The sequence below is a fragment of the Gallibacterium salpingitidis genome, assembly GCF_001678495.1.
GTDB classification, from domain to species: domain Bacteria; phylum Pseudomonadota; class Gammaproteobacteria; order Enterobacterales; family Pasteurellaceae; genus Gallibacterium; species Gallibacterium salpingitidis.
The window spans coordinates 17491-32675 of the sequence record NZ_JTJL01000005.1; the positions used below are offsets into that span (position 1 = coordinate 17491).

Below are 15185 nucleotides of genomic sequence, written 5' to 3' on the forward strand. Positions count from 1 at the left end.
AAGATAATCTGGAGCGGGAAACGAGGCTCGAACTCGCGACCCCGACCTTGGCAAGGTCGTGCTCTACCAACTGAGCTATTCCCGCATTAAGGGTGAGTAAAATTGGAGCGGGAAACGAGGCTCGAACTCGCGACCCCAACCTTGGCAAGGTTGTGCTCTACCAACTGAGCTATTCCCGCTTAACGGTAGAGCATTATACGAAAAAAATAGTGTTGTGCAACCATTAGAATAGAAAAGTTGCTGTTTTATCAAGCATCCGATTCATCTAACTTCATTAAATGCTGACGATAATAAGCTAATTCGGCAATCGACTCGCGAATATCATCTAAGGCAAGGTGAGAATTTTTCTTTTGAAAGCCATCCAATATTTCTGGTTTCCAACGTACTGCTAACTCTTTTAATGTGCTGACATCAAGGTAACGGTAGTGGAAGTAATCGGCTAATTCAGGCATATAATTGAATAAGAAACGTTTATCTTGTGCCACACTATTACCACAAATTGGGGAAGCGCCTTTTGGCACCCATTTTTTTAGAAAATCAATGGTTTGTAATTCAGCTGCACGTTCGATAAAGCGACTTTGGCGAACACGTTCGATTAAGCCATTAGCACTGTGTGTTTTTTGGCACCATTCATTCATTCCCGCCAAAATAGCCTCATCTTGATGGATCGCGAGTACTGGACCTTCCGCTAAAATATTGAGATTTTTATCGGTAACAATAGTGGCGATTTCAATAATTCGGTCTGTATTGGGATCAAGACCTGTCATTTCTAAGTCAATCCAAATGAGATTTTGTTTATCTAATTGCATAATATCAGGTATCCTATTGATTCATTTGTATGGCATTTTACGCCATATTTTCAGAAACGATAAGGAGTAGATTTGAGTAAACGTAAGTTAACCCATAATCAACAAAGGCGCATCACGTCCAATCAGCATAAAAATTTAAAAAAACATCAGCAAAAATTAAAACAAGAACCAGCTTGGCAAGAGGATATGTTAGGGGCAGCTCAAGAAGGGGTTGTTGTGACACGATATTCTCAACATGTCGATGTGGAAACGACGAATGGGGAAAAATTTCGCTGTAATTTAAGACGTACATTGAGTGATATAGTAGTTGGCGATCGTGTTATTTGGCGACAAGGGTTAGCTGAAATGCAGGGCATTAGTGGGGTGGTTGAAGCGAAGCATCCTAGAACTAGTGAATTAAGCCGTCCAGATTACTATGATGGTTTAAAAGTTATTGCCGCCAATATTGACCAAATTGTGATTGTTTCTGCGATTGCACCAAAACTTTCTCTCAACATTATCGATCGCTATTTGGTAATCTGTGAAAAAGCACAAATTGAACCGCTCATTGTAATTAACAAAATAGATCTATTAACTGCAGCAGAACGTACCGAATTAGAGGCAACCTTAGCTATCTATCAACAGATTGGTTATCGCACCTTGATGCTATCGACTTTGACAGGAGAAGGCATTGCTGAATTAACTTCCTTATTAGCACAAGGAAACTCAATTTTTGTCGGACAATCAGGAGTAGGGAAATCAAGTCTAGTGAATACCATTTTGCCTGAAGTAGAAACGCAAATCGGTGAAATTAGCGAAACATCTGGCTTAGGACAACATACTACCACTGCATCGACCTTATACCATTTACCACAAGGTGGAAATTTAATTGATTCACCGGGGATTCGTGAGTTTGGGTTGTGGCATCTGGAAAATGAAGATATTACGCGCGGTTATCGGGAATTTTTACCTTATTTGGGTACCTGCAAATTTAAAGATTGCAAGCATTTACAAGATCCTGGTTGCTCGATTCGTGAAGCGGTAGAGTCAGGAGAAATAAATCCCATCCGCTTTGAGAATTATCATCGCTTGTTAAGTAGTAAAAATGAAACAAAATCGCAACGTCATTTTAGTAGTACAAAACTAAAATAATACGACTGTTAGAACAAATTGATCGCTTAAAAAGTAAGCATTTATTATCTCTTGAATACCAAAAAACGATTATTTTTGTGCGGTAACGCAAATTTTTGAGGAATTGTGCTTGATTATTGAGAGAGAATGTCGATACTAGCGATGACATTTATTTTATAGAATAAAATAAATATTAAAAATTTGTTATGCTGCATTTACGTTCTTGGTTAGTTAAATGACAGAAATGTAAGTGCAGATTTTTTATGATCCTAACCTATCCATGAGATTTAAGGAGAGAAAAATGTATTCTCAAGAAATTACCATCACCGCACCAAATGGTTTACACACTCGTCCAGCAGCTCAATTTGTAAAAGAAGCGAAAGGCTTTTCATCTGATATCACTGTGACTTCTGGTGGTAAAAGTGCGAGTGCAAAAAGTTTGTTCAAATTACAAACTTTAGGGTTAACTCAAGGAACAACAATCACTATTTCTGCAGAAGGTGAAGATGAAAAAGCAGCAGTAGATCACCTTGTTGCATTAATCCCAACTTTAGAATAAGTCGTCCGTACGAAGTCGGCATCTGTGTTAATTTAGTGATTTTAAAGAAGGTTATATTATGATTTCAGGTATTTTAGCTTCCCCAGGTATTGTTTTTGGCAAGGCCTTAGTGTTGAAAGAAGAACCAATTGTTCTTAATAAACGTAAGATTTCTGATGATGAAGTTGAGAGTGAGATTGCACGCTTTTATCAAGGTAGAGAAGCTGCATCGGCGCAATTAACTGCGATTAAAGAAAAAGCTCGTCAGACATTGGGTGAAGAAAAAGAAGCTATCTTCGAAGGTCATTTAATGATTCTTGAAGATGAAGAGCTTGAAGAAGAAATCATTGCTTATTTAAAAGAACATCATGTAACTGCAGATGTCGCTGCTTCAGTGGTAATCGACCAACAAGTTGCAATGCTTTCTGATATTGATGATGAGTATCTCAAAGAACGTGCCGGAGATATTCGTGATATTGGAAATCGCTTGTTAAAAAATATTTTAGGTATGCACATCATTGATTTAGGAGAAATTTCTGAAGAGTCTATTTTAGTCGCTTATGATTTAACTCCATCAGAAACTGCACAATTAAACTTAGATAAAGTGCTTGGTTTTATTACTGATATTGGTGGACGTACTTCACACACTTCAATTATGGCACGTTCTCTTGAGTTGCCAGCGATTGTCGGAACAAATAATGTTACTGAAAAAGTTAAAACAGGCGATTATCTTGTTCTTGATGCGTTGAATAATGCAATTTATGTTAATCCAACTCAGGAAGAGATTGCTCGTTTAAGAGTATTAGAACAACAATACAAAGAAGAAAAAGCAGAATTAATCAAATTAAAAGATCTTCCAGCTGTTACCTTAGATGGTCGTCGTGTAGATGTTTGCGCTAATATTGGTACCATTCGTGATATTGATGGTGCAGAGCGTAATGGTGCGGAAGGCGTTGGTTTATATCGTACTGAATTTTTATTCATGGATCGTGACCAATTACCAACAGAAGAAGAGCAATTCCAAGCGTATAAAGCAGTTGTTGAAGCAATGAATAATCGTTTGGTAATTTTGCGTACTATGGACATCGGTGGCGATAAAGATTTGCCATATATGAACTTACCAAAAGAGATGAATCCATTCTTAGGTTGGCGTGCGATTCGTATTGCCTTAGATCGTCGTGAAATTTTAAATGCACAATTACGTGCGGTATTACGTGCTTCTGCATTTGGTAAATTAGCTGTAATGTTCCCGATGATCATCTCCGTTGAAGAAATTCGTGAACTGAAAGCAGTATTAGAAACATTAAAACAACAACTTCGTGAAGAAGGTAAAGCATTTGATGAAAATATCCAAGTTGGGGTAATGGTGGAAACGCCATCAGCAGCGGTCAATGCGAAATTCTTAGCGAAAGAAGTAGATTTCTTTAGTATCGGAACTAACGATTTAACACAATATACCTTAGCGGTGGATCGTGGTAATGAGTTAATTTCACATTTATATAATCCATTAACACCATCAGTATTGTCTTTAATTAAACAAGTAATTGATGCTTCTCACGCTGAAGGTAAATGGACAGGAATGTGTGGTGAGTTAGCAGGAGATGAAAAAGCAACGATTCTCTTGTTAGGTATGGGGTTAGATGAATTCAGTATGGGTTCGATTTCGGTACCGAAGATTAAGAAATTAATCCGTAATGTGAATTATCAAGATGCCCAAGATCTGGCAAAAGAGGTTTTATTACAACCGACAGCAGCAGATATTGATCAATTGATCGGGAATTTTTTAGCTGAAAAAGCACTAAACTAGATACAAATGTAAAAATTTCAGCTAATATTACGTACAGATCTGAGATTAAAAATGTTTCTGATAAGGAGAAAAAAATGGGTTTATTCGATAAATTATTCGGTTCAAAAGACAATAAAGCTGTCGAAGTAGAAATTTATGCGCCATTAACAGGTGAAATTGTCAACATTGAAGATGTTCCTGATGTTGTTTTCTCTGAAAAAATCGTAGGTGATGGCGTTGCGATTCGTCCAAAAGGCAACAAAATTGTCGCTCCGGTAGATGGGGTTATTGGTAAAATTTTTGAAACTAACCATGCCTTTTCAATGGAATCAAAAGAAGGTATCGAACTTTTCGTTCACTTCGGTATTGATACCGTAGAACTTAAAGGTGAAGGTTTTACCCGTATTGCACAAGAAGGTCAAACTGTAAAACGTGGCGATACTGTAATTGAAATCGATTTAGACTTATTAGAAGCGAAAGCGAAATCAGTATTAACACCAATCGTGATTTCTAATATGGATGAAATTTCTCATATGGAGAAAAAAGTTGGTGAAACTGTCGCTGGAGAATCTGTTGTATTAGTAATTAAAAAATAATTGCTAATTTTTTAAGTATCTGATGAAAGGTTGGAACGTTAATGTCCAACCTTTTTTATGTCTATGATTTGGATATTGATCAATATTTATCCAAAAATAACCCCTATCTCAAAAGAGTAATGTCTTTAGCCAAAAAATTTTTTTCATACAGCCAAAATTGTTAAATTTGTTAATTTTAGCTAAGTCCACATAATTAAAGCTATATTTTAGCGTTATGAAAAATGGCTGTTACAGTCTGATAACTATTCTCAATTATTAGTAACAAAACACAATATATTGTGTGTTGAATTATTTAAAATATCAATATATAGTATCTCCGATTTTTACAAGGAGATGAAAATGTTTGCTCAAATCCCCCACTCCCAACCACAAGAAATGACTTATCCGAATGCCACTGCACTATTAACAGTAATTAAAAGAGATGGTTCTCAAGCAAGCTTTAATGCGCAATTTATTACTAACGCAATGAAGAAAGCTGCGCAGGCAGTAGGTATTCATGATGATGAATATTTTGAACAATTAAGCCAAACCATTAGCTTAGCCATTGTTAGTAGTTTTAAGCAACAAGTTGATATTGCTTATATTCAGCAAGTGGTCGAAGATCATTTAATGCAAGGGCAGTACCCACAAGTTGCTCGTGCTTATATTGAATATCGTCATGATCGTGATAAAGAACGTGAAAAAAGAAGCCGTTTAACGCAAGAAATTGAAGGGCTAATCGAACAAAATAATGTGTTATTGATTAACGAAAATGCGAATAAAGATGCGAAAGTGATTCCTACACAACGCGATCTATTGGCAGGTATTGTGGCACGTCATTATGCGAAAAGTTATATTCTACCGCCAGAAGTAGTGCAGGCGCACGAACGAGGCGAAATTCATTATCATGATCTTGATTATGCGCCGTTTTTCCCGATGTTTAACTGTATGTTAGTGGATCTTGAAGGTATGTTGACACAAGGTTTCAAAATGGGAAATGCTGAAATTGAACCACCAAAATCTATTACTACGGCAACTGCAGTGACTGCGCAAATTATTGCGCAAGTAGCTAGCCATATTTATGGTGGGACTACCATTGATCGACTCGATGAAGTATTAGCACCATATGTGGAAAAAAGTTATCAAAAACATTTAGCTAATGCGAAAACTTGGCAAATTCCTGCTGCTGAAGCTTATGCAAAAGCCTTAATTGAGAAAGAGTGCTTTGATGCTTTTCAATCCTTGGAGTATGAAGTCAATACACTGCATACAGCGAATGGACAAACGCCATTTGTTACGTTTGGTTTTGGCTTAGGTACTAGTTGGCAAGCGAAGTTAATTCAACGTTCTATTTTGCAAAACCGAATTCGTGGTTTAGGCAAAAATCACAAAACTGCAGTGTTTCCAAAATTAGTATTTACGATTAAACGGGGTCTGAATCAACAACCACAAGATCCTAATTATGATATTAAACAGCTAGCCTTAGAGTGTTCTTCTAAGCGTATGTATCCTGACATTTTAAACTATGATCAAGTAGTAAAAGTAACAGGTTCATTTAAGGCACCAATGGGATGTCGCAGCTTTTTAGGTCGTTATGTTGAAAATGGTAAAGAGATTCATGCAGGACGCAATAATTTAGGTGTTGTCAGCGTTAATTTACCAAGAATTGCGTTAGAAGCAGAGCATAATGAAGCACGTTTTTATCAAATTCTGGAACAACGGTTAGCGATTGCCAAAACAGCGTTATTAACACGAATTGCTCGTTTGGAACAAACAAAAGCACGAGTTGCGCCGATTCTTTATATGGAAGGAGCTTGTGGCGTAAGATTACAAGCTGATGATAGTATTGCTGAAATCTTTAAACATGGGCGAGCATCGATCTCTTTAGGTTATATCGGAATTCATGAAACAATAAATGCGTTATATGCACAAGGACATATTTTTGATAGCGACTTGTTGCGTGAAAAAGGTATTGCGATTGTTCGCTATCTCAGTGAAACCATGAAAAAATGGCAAGCAGAAACAGGTTATGCGTTTAGCTTATATTCAACACCAAGCGAAAGTTTGTGTGATCGTTTTTGTCGTTTGGATAGCAAGCAATTCGGTATTATTGAGGGTGTTACAGATAAAGGCTATTACACTAACAGTTTCCATTTAGATGTGGAAAAGAAAGTCAATCCTTATGACAAAATTGATTTTGAAATGGCTTATCCACCATTAGCGAGTGGTGGTTTTATTTGTTATGGTGAATATCCGAATTTGCAACACAATCTCAAAGCGTTAGAAGATGTTTGGGATTATAGTTATGACCGAGTGCCATATTATGGAACTAATACACCAATAGATGAATGTTATGAATGTGGCTTTACCGGCGAATTTGATTGCACGAGTAAAGGGTTTGTTTGTCCGAAATGCGGTAATCATGATAGTACTAAAGTGTCAGTAACACGTCGTGTTTGTGGCTATTTAGGTAGCCCTGATGCACGTCCGTTTAATCCAGGAAAACAGGAAGAAGTAAAACGTAGAGTGAAACATTTATAGGGCAAAATGATGAATTATCTACAATATTATCCTGTTGATGTGGTAAATGGTGAGGGTACACGTTGTACCCTCTTTGTGGCGGGTTGTACTCACCAATGTCGTGGCTGTTATAACCAAAAAAGCTGGTCTTTTGATGCTGGTGTATTTTTTGACCAAGCGATGGAAGATCAGATTATTCGTGATTTACAAGATACACGAATTCGGCGACAAGGTCTGTCATTATCTGGCGGTGATCCTCTGCATCCACGTAATGTAGAACGTTTATTACCATTAGTGAAACGAGTTAAAACGGAATGCCAAGGTAAAGATATTTGGTGTTGGACTGGCTATCAGTTAGCTGAATTAAATCAGCAGCAAAAAGAGATGTTAGCTTATATAGACGTATTAATTGATGGCAAGTTTATTCAGGAACAAGCCGATCCTTCCTTAGTTTGGCGAGGTTCAGCGAATCAAATTATTTATCGATTTTCTTTATAAAGAACACTTTTGATTAAAAAGTATTCATACGCTTATTTTTCCTTGCTAACTTTTCAGCACTTATCAATCAGGAGATGTGATATTAATCACATCTTTAAATAAATCTTTAACATCTAATTTTTTCTTTTGTTACAATCTCGCCGCTCTAAATAACTTTTTGAGGTAAAAATTATGGTGTGGTTCCTCTTCTCTGTGGCGTTCTTGCTAGCAGGCTACTTTATCTATGGTTCTATCGTAGAAAAAGTATTTAAAATCAATCCGAAACGTGAAACGCCAGCACATTTACAAAATGATGGTGTTGACTATGTACCAATGTCTAAAGGAAAAATTTGGTTAATTCAGCTATTAAATATTGCTGGAACAGGTCCAATTTTCGGACCTATTTTAGGTGCATTATATGGACCAGTTGCAATGTTATGGATTGTAATTGGTTGTGTATTCGCTGGTGCAGTACATGACTACTTCAGCGGAATGTTAAGCGTGCGTAATGGCGGTGCATCAGTACCAAATTTAACTGGTAAATATCTTGGTGCGCCAGTTAAACATTTTATGAATGCGCTTGCATTAGTGTTATTAGTACTTGTAGGGGTGGTATTCGTTATCTCTCCAGCAGGACTTCTCACCAACCTTACAATGGATAATCTTGGCGAATCAATGAGCTTAGATCGTGGTAATACTCTTGTTGCTTGGACAACCATTATTTTCGTCTATTACATTATCGCAACCTTAGTGCCAATTGATAAAATTATTGGTCGTATCTATCCATTATTTGGTGCGTTATTACTATTTATGTCTTTCGGTATGTTCTTTGCTTTACTCTTTGAAGATAAAGCGTTGTTCCATACTGTTGGCGATATGAGTTTCTCTAAATTCTTTGAAAATCTACATCCGACTGGCTTACCAATTTGGCCATTAATTTTCGTGACCATTGCGTGTGGTGCTGTATCAGGCTTCCATGCAACTCAATCTCCATTGATGGCACGTTGTATGGAAAATGAAAAAGAAGGTCGTTTCGTATTCTATGGTGCGATGATTGGTGAAGGTATTATCGCTTTAATTTGGTGTATGGTTGGTTTAACTTTCTATAACAATCCAGCAGAAATGAATGAAGCAATCAATATGGGTACACCATCAAAAGTAGTTTATGATTCAGCTACACAAATGTTAGGTTACTTTGGTGGTATCTTAGCAGTGTTGGGTGTAGTTGTATTACCAATTACTTCAGGGGATACTTCATTCCGCGCAGCACGTTTAATCATTGCTGAATTCTTCAATATTGAACAACGTAGCTTAGTAAAACGTTTATTAATTGCAGTACCTTTATTTATTGCTGGTTTCATTATTACTAAATTAGATTTCCAAGTATTATGGCGTTATTTCGGTTGGGCAAACCAAACTACCGCAATGGTAATGTTATGGACTGCTGCAGCATATCTTTATCGTTATCATAAATTCCACTGGATTTGTACAATCCCAGCTATCTTTATGACAATGGTTTCTGCAACATTCCTCGCTTATGCGAAGATCGGTTTCGGTTTAGCATACGATACAGCGGTATGGGTTGGTGTTGGTTTAACCGCAGTTGCAACAGTGTGTTTCTTCACAATGTTAAAACCAATTGCTGATGGTGATCCTGATTCAGAAACTACCCCAGCTTAATTATTGATTTTGAAATATTGATTATGCACAATAGCCGTCTGTTTTTAGACGGCTATTTTTTTGTAATATGACAACTGTACTTTATTTTCATCTTTTTTCTGCATGGGCAAGTTTAATTCTGTTTATCCTTCGTGGAGCGTTGCAATGGCAAGGTAAAGATTGGCGTCAATATAAGATACTGCGTATCTTGCCGCATATTGCAGATACCATTTTATTAGTGACAGGTTTAACGTTCTTAATAGTATTCAACTTTAGTTTAGTTGATTGGCTGTTAATCAAAATCGTAGCATTAGTGTTATATATTATTTTTGCAGCGAAGGCGTTTAAACGTCAAAGACCACAAAATAAATTTTTGCCACTCGCATTGATCTGTTTTCTGGTTGCGATGCTATTAGGTTATTTTCATTAAGTTATTCTGAACAATGTTTTTTGATACTCATACCCACCTTGATTATTTAGCCATGGATTTGCAGCAATCGTTAGCACAGATTGTGGCGAGCGCTCAATCGCAACAAGTGACCAAGCTGTTGGTGGTGGCAATTGATCGGCAAAATATCTTAACAATGCCACAATGGGTATCAAATCAAACAAATGTTTATTATGGTTTAGGCTTACACCCACTGTTTATTGCGCGACATCACGAAGATGATTTGCTCCTACTGGAACAGTCTTTAGCAAAACGAGATGGTAAGTGTATTGCGGTTGCGGAAATTGGTTTAGATCGCTATCCAAAAGAGATCACAACTGATGAGTTATGGCAAAAACAGTGTTATTTTTTGGAAGCGCAGTTAGCTTTGTCGAAGCAATATCAACTGCCAGTTAATTTGCATTCTCGCCGTAGTCATGATCAGCTTTATACCTTTTTGAAAAAAGCAGATTTAGCACAGAGAGGAGTTGTGCATGGCTTTGCTGGAAGTTATGAGCAGGCAAAACGCTTTGTCGATCTTGGCTATAAAATTGGGGTAGGCGGTACCATTACCTACGAAAGAGCCAATAAAACTCGTCAAGCAATCGCTAAATTACCACTTTCAGCATTGTTATTAGAAACAGATAGCCCAGATATGCCAGTATTTGGTTGGCAGGGGCAACCTAATCATCCAGCGCATTTACCTTTAATTTTTCAAAGTTTAGTTGCACTTAGAACCGAAAGTGCAGCACAGATTGAAGCACAAATTTGGCAAAATAGCCTTGAACTGTTTGCTTTATCTGAAACTGTCTAATCGTGAATGCTAAATTGTTATTTAGCGATGAACCCATTAAAATAAAGCGTTTGTTATTGCCAACAAAGGATCAACTATGTCAGCTGTAGTACCAAGTGAAAATTGGAAATCAACCTCTTCAATTCAAAATTTACTTAAAAGAGCGAAAATTATTAGCGATATTCGACAATTTTTTGTCGATCGAGGTTTGTTAGAGGTGGAAACACCGATTTTAAGTGCTTTTTCAGTGACTGATGTACATCTTGCAACTTTCCAAACAGAGTTTACTCCGCCATTTGGTCCAAACCCACAAACATTACATCTAATTACCAGCCCAGAATATCATATGAAACGTTTGTTGGCGGAAGGAAGCGGCCCTATTTTCCAAATCTGCAAAGTATTTAGAAATGAGGAAGCCGGAAAGCGCCATAATCCAGAATTTACGATGTTGGAATGGTATCGCCCATTTTTTGATATGTACCGTTTGATCAATGAGGTTGATGATTTACTGCAACAAATTTTGGATTGCCCACCAACAGAATCTCTCAGCTACCAGTTTGTATTCCAAGAATATGTTGGGTTAGATCCTTTATCGGCAACGAAAGCGGAATTAGTGGAGAAAGCGAAACAGCAAGGGCTGGTTAATGCAGATATGGAAGGGCGTGATACTTTGTTGCAATATCTATTTAGTGAAGTTGTCGAGAAGAATATTGGGCAAGAACATCCTGTTGCAGTGTATCATTTCCCGGCGGCACAAGCGGCATTAGCACAAATTAGTTCTGAAGATCATCGTGTGGCAGAGCGTTTCGAGTTTTATTACAAAGGATTGGAATTAGCAAATGGCTTCCATGAATTAACAGATGCAAATGAGCAATTACATCGTTTTGAGCAAGATAATTTATTACGTGAGAAATTGCACTTACCGCCACAACAAATGGATACGCGTTTCTTAGCTGCATTGAAATCAGGTTTACCATCTTGTTCTGGTGTGGCATTAGGGGTCGATCGTTTATTAATGATTGCGTTATCAACAGACAATATTGAAGATGTAATTTCATTTTCAATTCAAAATGCGTAACGGAGCAGACAATGCGTAAGCTAATTTATTTATGTTGTTTAGTAGTAGGATTGAGTGCTTGTTCATCAAAAAATATTTCACCTTTATATCAATCAGCGCCAATTGTGAATATTGAATCTAATATTGCTAATGCAATAGCTATCACCCCTGCCGATAAACAAATTGCAGTGAAAAATCTGACTAATAACAGTATTAAAACCGCTTATTTACTGACTTGGTACGATCGTAATGGCGTTACGCAACGTACTAATTGGCAGCAGGATGAATTGTGGCAGCACTTAATTTTGCCAGCTAAACAACAGGTGAATATTCCTTTGTCAAAACCGACCGATCAGAGTGTGAATTATCGAGTCTATTTCAAAGCGTATTAAGAGGTAAAAACGATGGCAAAGTTAATTGTTGATTTACAAGGTACGGTTTTAGAACAAGAAGAAGTAGAGATCTTAAATCATCCTCTCGTTGCTGGTGTAATCCTATTTACGCGTAATTTTGTTGATATTCCGCAGTTACGAGAATTAATCAAAAATATTCGCCAAAAAGTTAAGCATCCATTATTGATTACCGTTGATCAAGAAGGTGGACGGGTTCAACGCTTCCGTCAAGGTTTTACGCAATTACCAGCGATGCAGGCTTTTGCACGATTATTGCCAACAGTGGAAGAACAGCAATATTGGGCTAAAGAGAGTGCGTGGTTAATGGCGGCAGAAATGATGGCAATGGATATTGACTTGAGTTTTGCGCCTGTTTTAGATGTTGGACATCAATGTAAGGCAATTGGTGATCGTAGTTTTCATCAAGATTGGCAGCAAGTATTACCGTTAGCAGAAGCATTTTGTGATGGTATGCTACAAGCTGGAATGGCGACAACAGGGAAACATTTTCCGGGACATGGCCATGTAGTCGCTGATTCTCATTTAGAAACACCAAAAGATGAACGTCCAATAAACCAAATTTTCCAACAAGATCTACAACCGTTTCAGCAGTTAATTGATCGTAATAAATTAAAAGCGATTATGCCGGCACACGTGATTTATACACAAGCCGATGAGCGACCAGCGAGTGGTTCAGCGTATTGGTTGAAACAAATTTTACGAGAACAATTAGGTTTTAAAGGTATTATCTTTTCAGATGATCTTGGGATGAAAGGTGCTGGTGTAATGGGAAGTTTTGTTGAGCGTAGCCGTCAAGCATTAGCAGCTGGTTGTGATATTTTGTTGCTCTGTAATGAACGAGCTGGTGTGATAGAAGTGTTGGATAATTTAGTTTATCAACCAACAGAACAAGAAAAAACAGCCTATTTGCAGTTAGCAAAACGACAACATTTTTCGCTATCAGAACTTCAAGCAACCAGTAGATGGGTAAATGCGCATCACTCTTTGACGAATTTGCAGCAAAAGTGGTTAGAGGTGAAGGGATAAATGTATTGCCCACATTTTGCGCAGAAGCAGTGTCAATCTTGTAGTTGGCTTGAACAAGATTATGTTTCGCAAATAGCTCAAAAACAGCAGCATTTACAGCAACAGTTAGTGGATTTTATTCAACCAACTACGGTGTGTTTTCCTGCGTATGAATCGGCTCATCAAGCAATGCGTAATCGTGCCAAAATGGTAGTGAGTGGAATGGTGGAACGACCAATTTTGGGGATTTTGCCTGATCCGCAAGATAGTACAAGTGCGGTAGATTTAACGGATTGCCCGTTATATCCTGACGATTTCCAACCGATCTTTATGCAGTTAAAAGATTTTGTTGCTAGAGCAGGTTTAGTGCCATATAACATCGCCAAACGTAAAGGAGAGCTAAAATATATTTTGTTGACGAAAAGCCAATTTAATCAACAATATATGTTGCGTTTTGTCTTGCGTAGCGAAGTGAAATTGCCATTGATACAACGAGAATTGCCTGCATTACTACAAAAATTACCGCAAATTGTTGTAGTTAGCGCCAATATTCAGCCGCAACCAGCTGCTATTTTAGAAGGTGAAAAAGAGATCTATTTAACTGAACAACAAATGCTAGCAGAGCAATTCAATCAGATTACTTTGTTTATTCGTCCGCAAGGCTTTTTCCAGACTAATCCGCAAGTAGCTGCTGCACTTTACCGTACGGCGCAACAATGGACGCAAGCATTACCGATTCAACATATTTGGGATTTGTTTTGTGGTGTGGGCGGTTTTGGTTTACATTGTGCAGCAGCAAGACAGCAATTGGCTGCTGATGTAAGTTTAGTCGGTATTGAGATTTCAGCTTCTGCAATTCAGGCGGCAAAATTAGCCGCAGAGCATATTGGTTTAACTAATGTGCGTTTTCAAGATTTAGATGCGAGTCAATATCAAGCATCACAAGGTGTTAAACCGGATTTAGTGATTGTAAATCCACCCAGACGTGGCATTGGGCAGTCTTTAGCAGATTATCTCAATCAGTTACAGCCATGTTTTTTATTGTATTCCAGTTGTAATGTAGAGAGTATGCGGCGAGATTTATATCATCTTAGTTCGTATCGCTTAACTAAATTACAATTATTCGATATGTTCCCACATACTTCACATTATGAAGTTTTGGGATTGTTAGAATTAGCATAACTTTTGCCATAGGAGGCATGTATGAAAAAGATTGAAGCCATTATTAAACCATTTAAATTAGATGATGTGCGTGAAGCTTTATCTGATATTGGTATTACTGGAATGACGGTAAGCGAAGTGAAAGGATTTGGGCGTCAAAAAGGGCATACAGAGCTATATCGTGGTGCAGAATATATGGTGGATTTTCTACCGAAAGTAAAATTGGAAATTATTGTTGCAGATGAACAAGTTGAGCAATGTGTCGATGCGATTATTGATACCGCGCAATCAGGAAAAATTGGCGACGGTAAGATCTTTGTTTATGACGTAGAACGCGTGATTCGTATCCGTACTGGTGAAGAAAACGAGGATGCAATTTAGTGGGTATTATTTATGTTGTGATTGCATTAGTAGCGGGTGTTGGTTTAGCTTCGCAAGCCGCTATTAATAGTCAGCTTAGTAAAGTGGTTGCTGGACAACCGCTGATTGCCGCTTTAATTTCATTTGCTACCGGAACATTAGCGCTTTTTATTGTTTGTTTAGTAAAAACCAATTTATGGGAAGGTTTGCAAAATTTGGCTAGCCAGCCATTTTGGAAATTTATTGGCGGGCCTTTAGGGGCATTAGTTGTTTTCACGACTATTTTTTTAGCGCCAAAGGTCGGTATTACCAATATGTTATTTTTTATCATTATTGGACAATTATTGGCAGCAATGTTAATTGACCATTTTGGTTTGATTTATATGCCTGTACGAGAAATTACCCTCTGGAAAGTTGGCGGAATGTTGATTGTGATGGCGGGGTTAATTGTCTTTTTCTTTGGTGATAAATGGTTTGCAATAAAAGGATAGGAAA

General features: G+C 37.6%; 16 protein-coding genes and 2 tRNA genes. 15 read left to right on the forward strand and 3 right to left on the reverse strand.

Annotated elements, in window-relative coordinates:
• Positions 1-9: 9 nt before the first annotated feature.
• From QS62_RS01555 to orn, 3 genes are all read right to left on the reverse strand, one after another.
• Positions 10-85, reverse strand: a tRNA-Gly gene (locus QS62_RS01555).
• Positions 86-103: 18 nt separating this feature from the next.
• Positions 104-179 (reverse strand) — tRNA-Gly (locus QS62_RS01560).
• 69 nt (positions 180-248) lie between these two features.
• A complete protein-coding gene (orn, locus tag QS62_RS01565) occupies positions 249-809 on the reverse strand; it encodes an oligoribonuclease (protein ID WP_066104876.1) in 561 nt (186 codons plus the stop codon).
• A gap of 72 nt (positions 810-881) precedes the next feature.
• On the opposite strand from orn, the gene rsgA reads away from it, so the two are divergent.
• The 15 genes from rsgA to QS62_RS01640 all read left to right on the forward strand — a co-directional run bounded on the left by rsgA (position 882) and on the right by QS62_RS01640 (position 15181).
• Entirely contained in the window at positions 882-1940 is a 1059-nt protein-coding gene (rsgA, locus tag QS62_RS01570; RefSeq protein ID WP_066104879.1) for a small ribosomal subunit biogenesis GTPase RsgA, read from the forward strand.
• A gap of 280 nt (positions 1941-2220) precedes the next feature.
• A complete protein-coding gene (gene ptsH, locus QS62_RS01575) occupies positions 2221-2478 on the forward strand; it encodes a phosphocarrier protein Hpr (protein WP_065235270.1) in 258 nt (85 codons plus the stop codon).
• 58 nt (positions 2479-2536) lie between these two features.
• Positions 2537-4264 carry a phosphoenolpyruvate-protein phosphotransferase PtsI gene (ptsI, locus tag QS62_RS01580; RefSeq protein ID WP_066104882.1) on the forward strand — a complete coding sequence of 576 codons (1728 nt, stop codon included), beginning with the start codon at positions 2537-2539 and terminating at the stop codon, positions 4262-4264.
• Positions 4265-4338: 74 nt separating this feature from the next.
• Positions 4339-4839 carry a PTS glucose transporter subunit IIA gene (crr, locus tag QS62_RS01585; RefSeq protein WP_066104886.1) on the forward strand — a complete coding sequence of 167 codons (501 nt, stop codon included), beginning with the start codon at positions 4339-4341 and terminating at the stop codon, positions 4837-4839.
• Positions 4840-5214: 375 nt separating this feature from the next.
• Positions 5215-7359 (forward strand): anaerobic ribonucleoside-triphosphate reductase, encoded by a 2145-nt coding sequence (nrdD, locus tag QS62_RS01590; RefSeq protein WP_066105103.1) that lies wholly within the window; start codon positions 5215-5217, stop codon positions 7357-7359.
• Positions 7360-7368: 9 nt separating this feature from the next.
• Positions 7369-7836: an anaerobic ribonucleoside-triphosphate reductase-activating protein gene (nrdG, locus tag QS62_RS01595; protein WP_066104889.1), complete on the forward strand. Its 468-nt coding sequence runs from the start codon at positions 7369-7371 to the stop codon at positions 7834-7836.
• A gap of 171 nt (positions 7837-8007) precedes the next feature.
• Positions 8008-9495, forward strand: coding sequence for a carbon starvation CstA family protein (locus QS62_RS01600; protein ID WP_066104893.1), 1488 nt, complete (start codon positions 8008-8010; stop codon positions 9493-9495).
• A gap of 67 nt (positions 9496-9562) precedes the next feature.
• Positions 9563-9904 (forward strand): SirB2 family protein, encoded by a 342-nt coding sequence (locus QS62_RS01605; RefSeq protein ID WP_066104897.1) that lies wholly within the window; start codon positions 9563-9565, stop codon positions 9902-9904.
• A 13-nt stretch (positions 9905-9917) separates the two neighbouring features.
• Positions 9918-10715 (forward strand): TatD family hydrolase, encoded by a 798-nt coding sequence (locus QS62_RS01610; RefSeq protein ID WP_066104900.1) that lies wholly within the window; start codon positions 9918-9920, stop codon positions 10713-10715.
• 76 nt (positions 10716-10791) lie between these two features.
• A complete protein-coding gene (gene epmA / locus QS62_RS01615) occupies positions 10792-11772 on the forward strand; it encodes an elongation factor P--(R)-beta-lysine ligase (RefSeq protein ID WP_066104905.1) in 981 nt (326 codons plus the stop codon).
• Positions 11773-11783: 11 nt separating this feature from the next.
• On the forward strand, positions 11784-12143 hold the full coding sequence (locus tag QS62_RS01620) for a YcfL family protein (RefSeq protein WP_066104910.1): 360 nt from the start codon (positions 11784-11786) through the stop codon (positions 12141-12143).
• A gap of 12 nt (positions 12144-12155) precedes the next feature.
• The gene (nagZ, locus tag QS62_RS01625; protein WP_066104913.1) at positions 12156-13190 is read left to right on the forward strand and encodes a beta-N-acetylhexosaminidase; all 1035 of its coding nucleotides are present in this window, start codon (positions 12156-12158) and stop codon (positions 13188-13190) included.
• A complete protein-coding gene (gene rlmC, locus QS62_RS01630; RefSeq protein WP_066104916.1) occupies positions 13191-14351 on the forward strand; it encodes a 23S rRNA (uracil(747)-C(5))-methyltransferase RlmC in 1161 nt (386 codons plus the stop codon). It abuts the gene before it with no gap.
• Between the two features lie 21 nt (positions 14352-14372).
• Positions 14373-14711, forward strand: coding sequence for a nitrogen regulatory protein P-II (gene glnB, locus QS62_RS01635; RefSeq protein WP_066104922.1), 339 nt, complete (start codon positions 14373-14375; stop codon positions 14709-14711).
• The gene (locus QS62_RS01640) at positions 14711-15181 is read left to right on the forward strand and encodes a DMT family transporter (protein ID WP_066104925.1); all 471 of its coding nucleotides are present in this window, start codon (positions 14711-14713) and stop codon (positions 15179-15181) included. The genes glnB and QS62_RS01640 overlap by 1 nt, the downstream gene beginning before the upstream one ends.
• The last annotated feature ends 4 nt before the right edge of the window (positions 15182-15185 follow it).

What these genes read in the sequence shown, in the direction of transcription:
- QS62_RS01600 (WP_066104893.1), top strand. Translation starts at nt 8,008, where the DNA reads ATGGTGTGGTTCCTCTTCTCTGTGGCGTTCTTGCTAGCAGGCTACTTT.
- nrdG (WP_066104889.1), top strand. Translation starts at nt 7,369, where the DNA reads ATGAATTATCTACAATATTATCCTGTTGATGTGGTAAATGGTGAGGGT.
- glnB (WP_066104922.1), top strand. Translation starts at nt 14,373, where the DNA reads ATGAAAAAGATTGAAGCCATTATTAAACCATTTAAATTAGATGATGTG.
- ptsH (WP_065235270.1), top strand. Translation starts at nt 2,221, where the DNA reads ATGTATTCTCAAGAAATTACCATCACCGCACCAAATGGTTTACACACT.
- ptsI (WP_066104882.1), top strand. Translation starts at nt 2,537, where the DNA reads ATGATTTCAGGTATTTTAGCTTCCCCAGGTATTGTTTTTGGCAAGGCC.
- QS62_RS01610 (WP_066104900.1), top strand. Translation starts at nt 9,918, where the DNA reads ATGTTTTTTGATACTCATACCCACCTTGATTATTTAGCCATGGATTTG.
- orn (WP_066104876.1), bottom strand. Translation starts at nt 809, where the DNA reads ATGCAATTAGATAAACAAAATCTCATTTGGATTGACTTAGAAATGACA.
- QS62_RS01605 (WP_066104897.1), top strand. Translation starts at nt 9,563, where the DNA reads ATGACAACTGTACTTTATTTTCATCTTTTTTCTGCATGGGCAAGTTTA.
- nrdD (WP_066105103.1), top strand. Translation starts at nt 5,215, where the DNA reads ATGACTTATCCGAATGCCACTGCACTATTAACAGTAATTAAAAGAGAT.
- QS62_RS01620 (WP_066104910.1), top strand. Translation starts at nt 11,784, where the DNA reads ATGCGTAAGCTAATTTATTTATGTTGTTTAGTAGTAGGATTGAGTGCT.
- nagZ (WP_066104913.1), top strand. Translation starts at nt 12,156, where the DNA reads ATGGCAAAGTTAATTGTTGATTTACAAGGTACGGTTTTAGAACAAGAA.
- rlmC (WP_066104916.1), top strand. Translation starts at nt 13,191, where the DNA reads ATGTATTGCCCACATTTTGCGCAGAAGCAGTGTCAATCTTGTAGTTGG.
- epmA (WP_066104905.1), top strand. Translation starts at nt 10,792, where the DNA reads ATGTCAGCTGTAGTACCAAGTGAAAATTGGAAATCAACCTCTTCAATT.
- crr (WP_066104886.1), top strand. Translation starts at nt 4,339, where the DNA reads ATGGGTTTATTCGATAAATTATTCGGTTCAAAAGACAATAAAGCTGTC.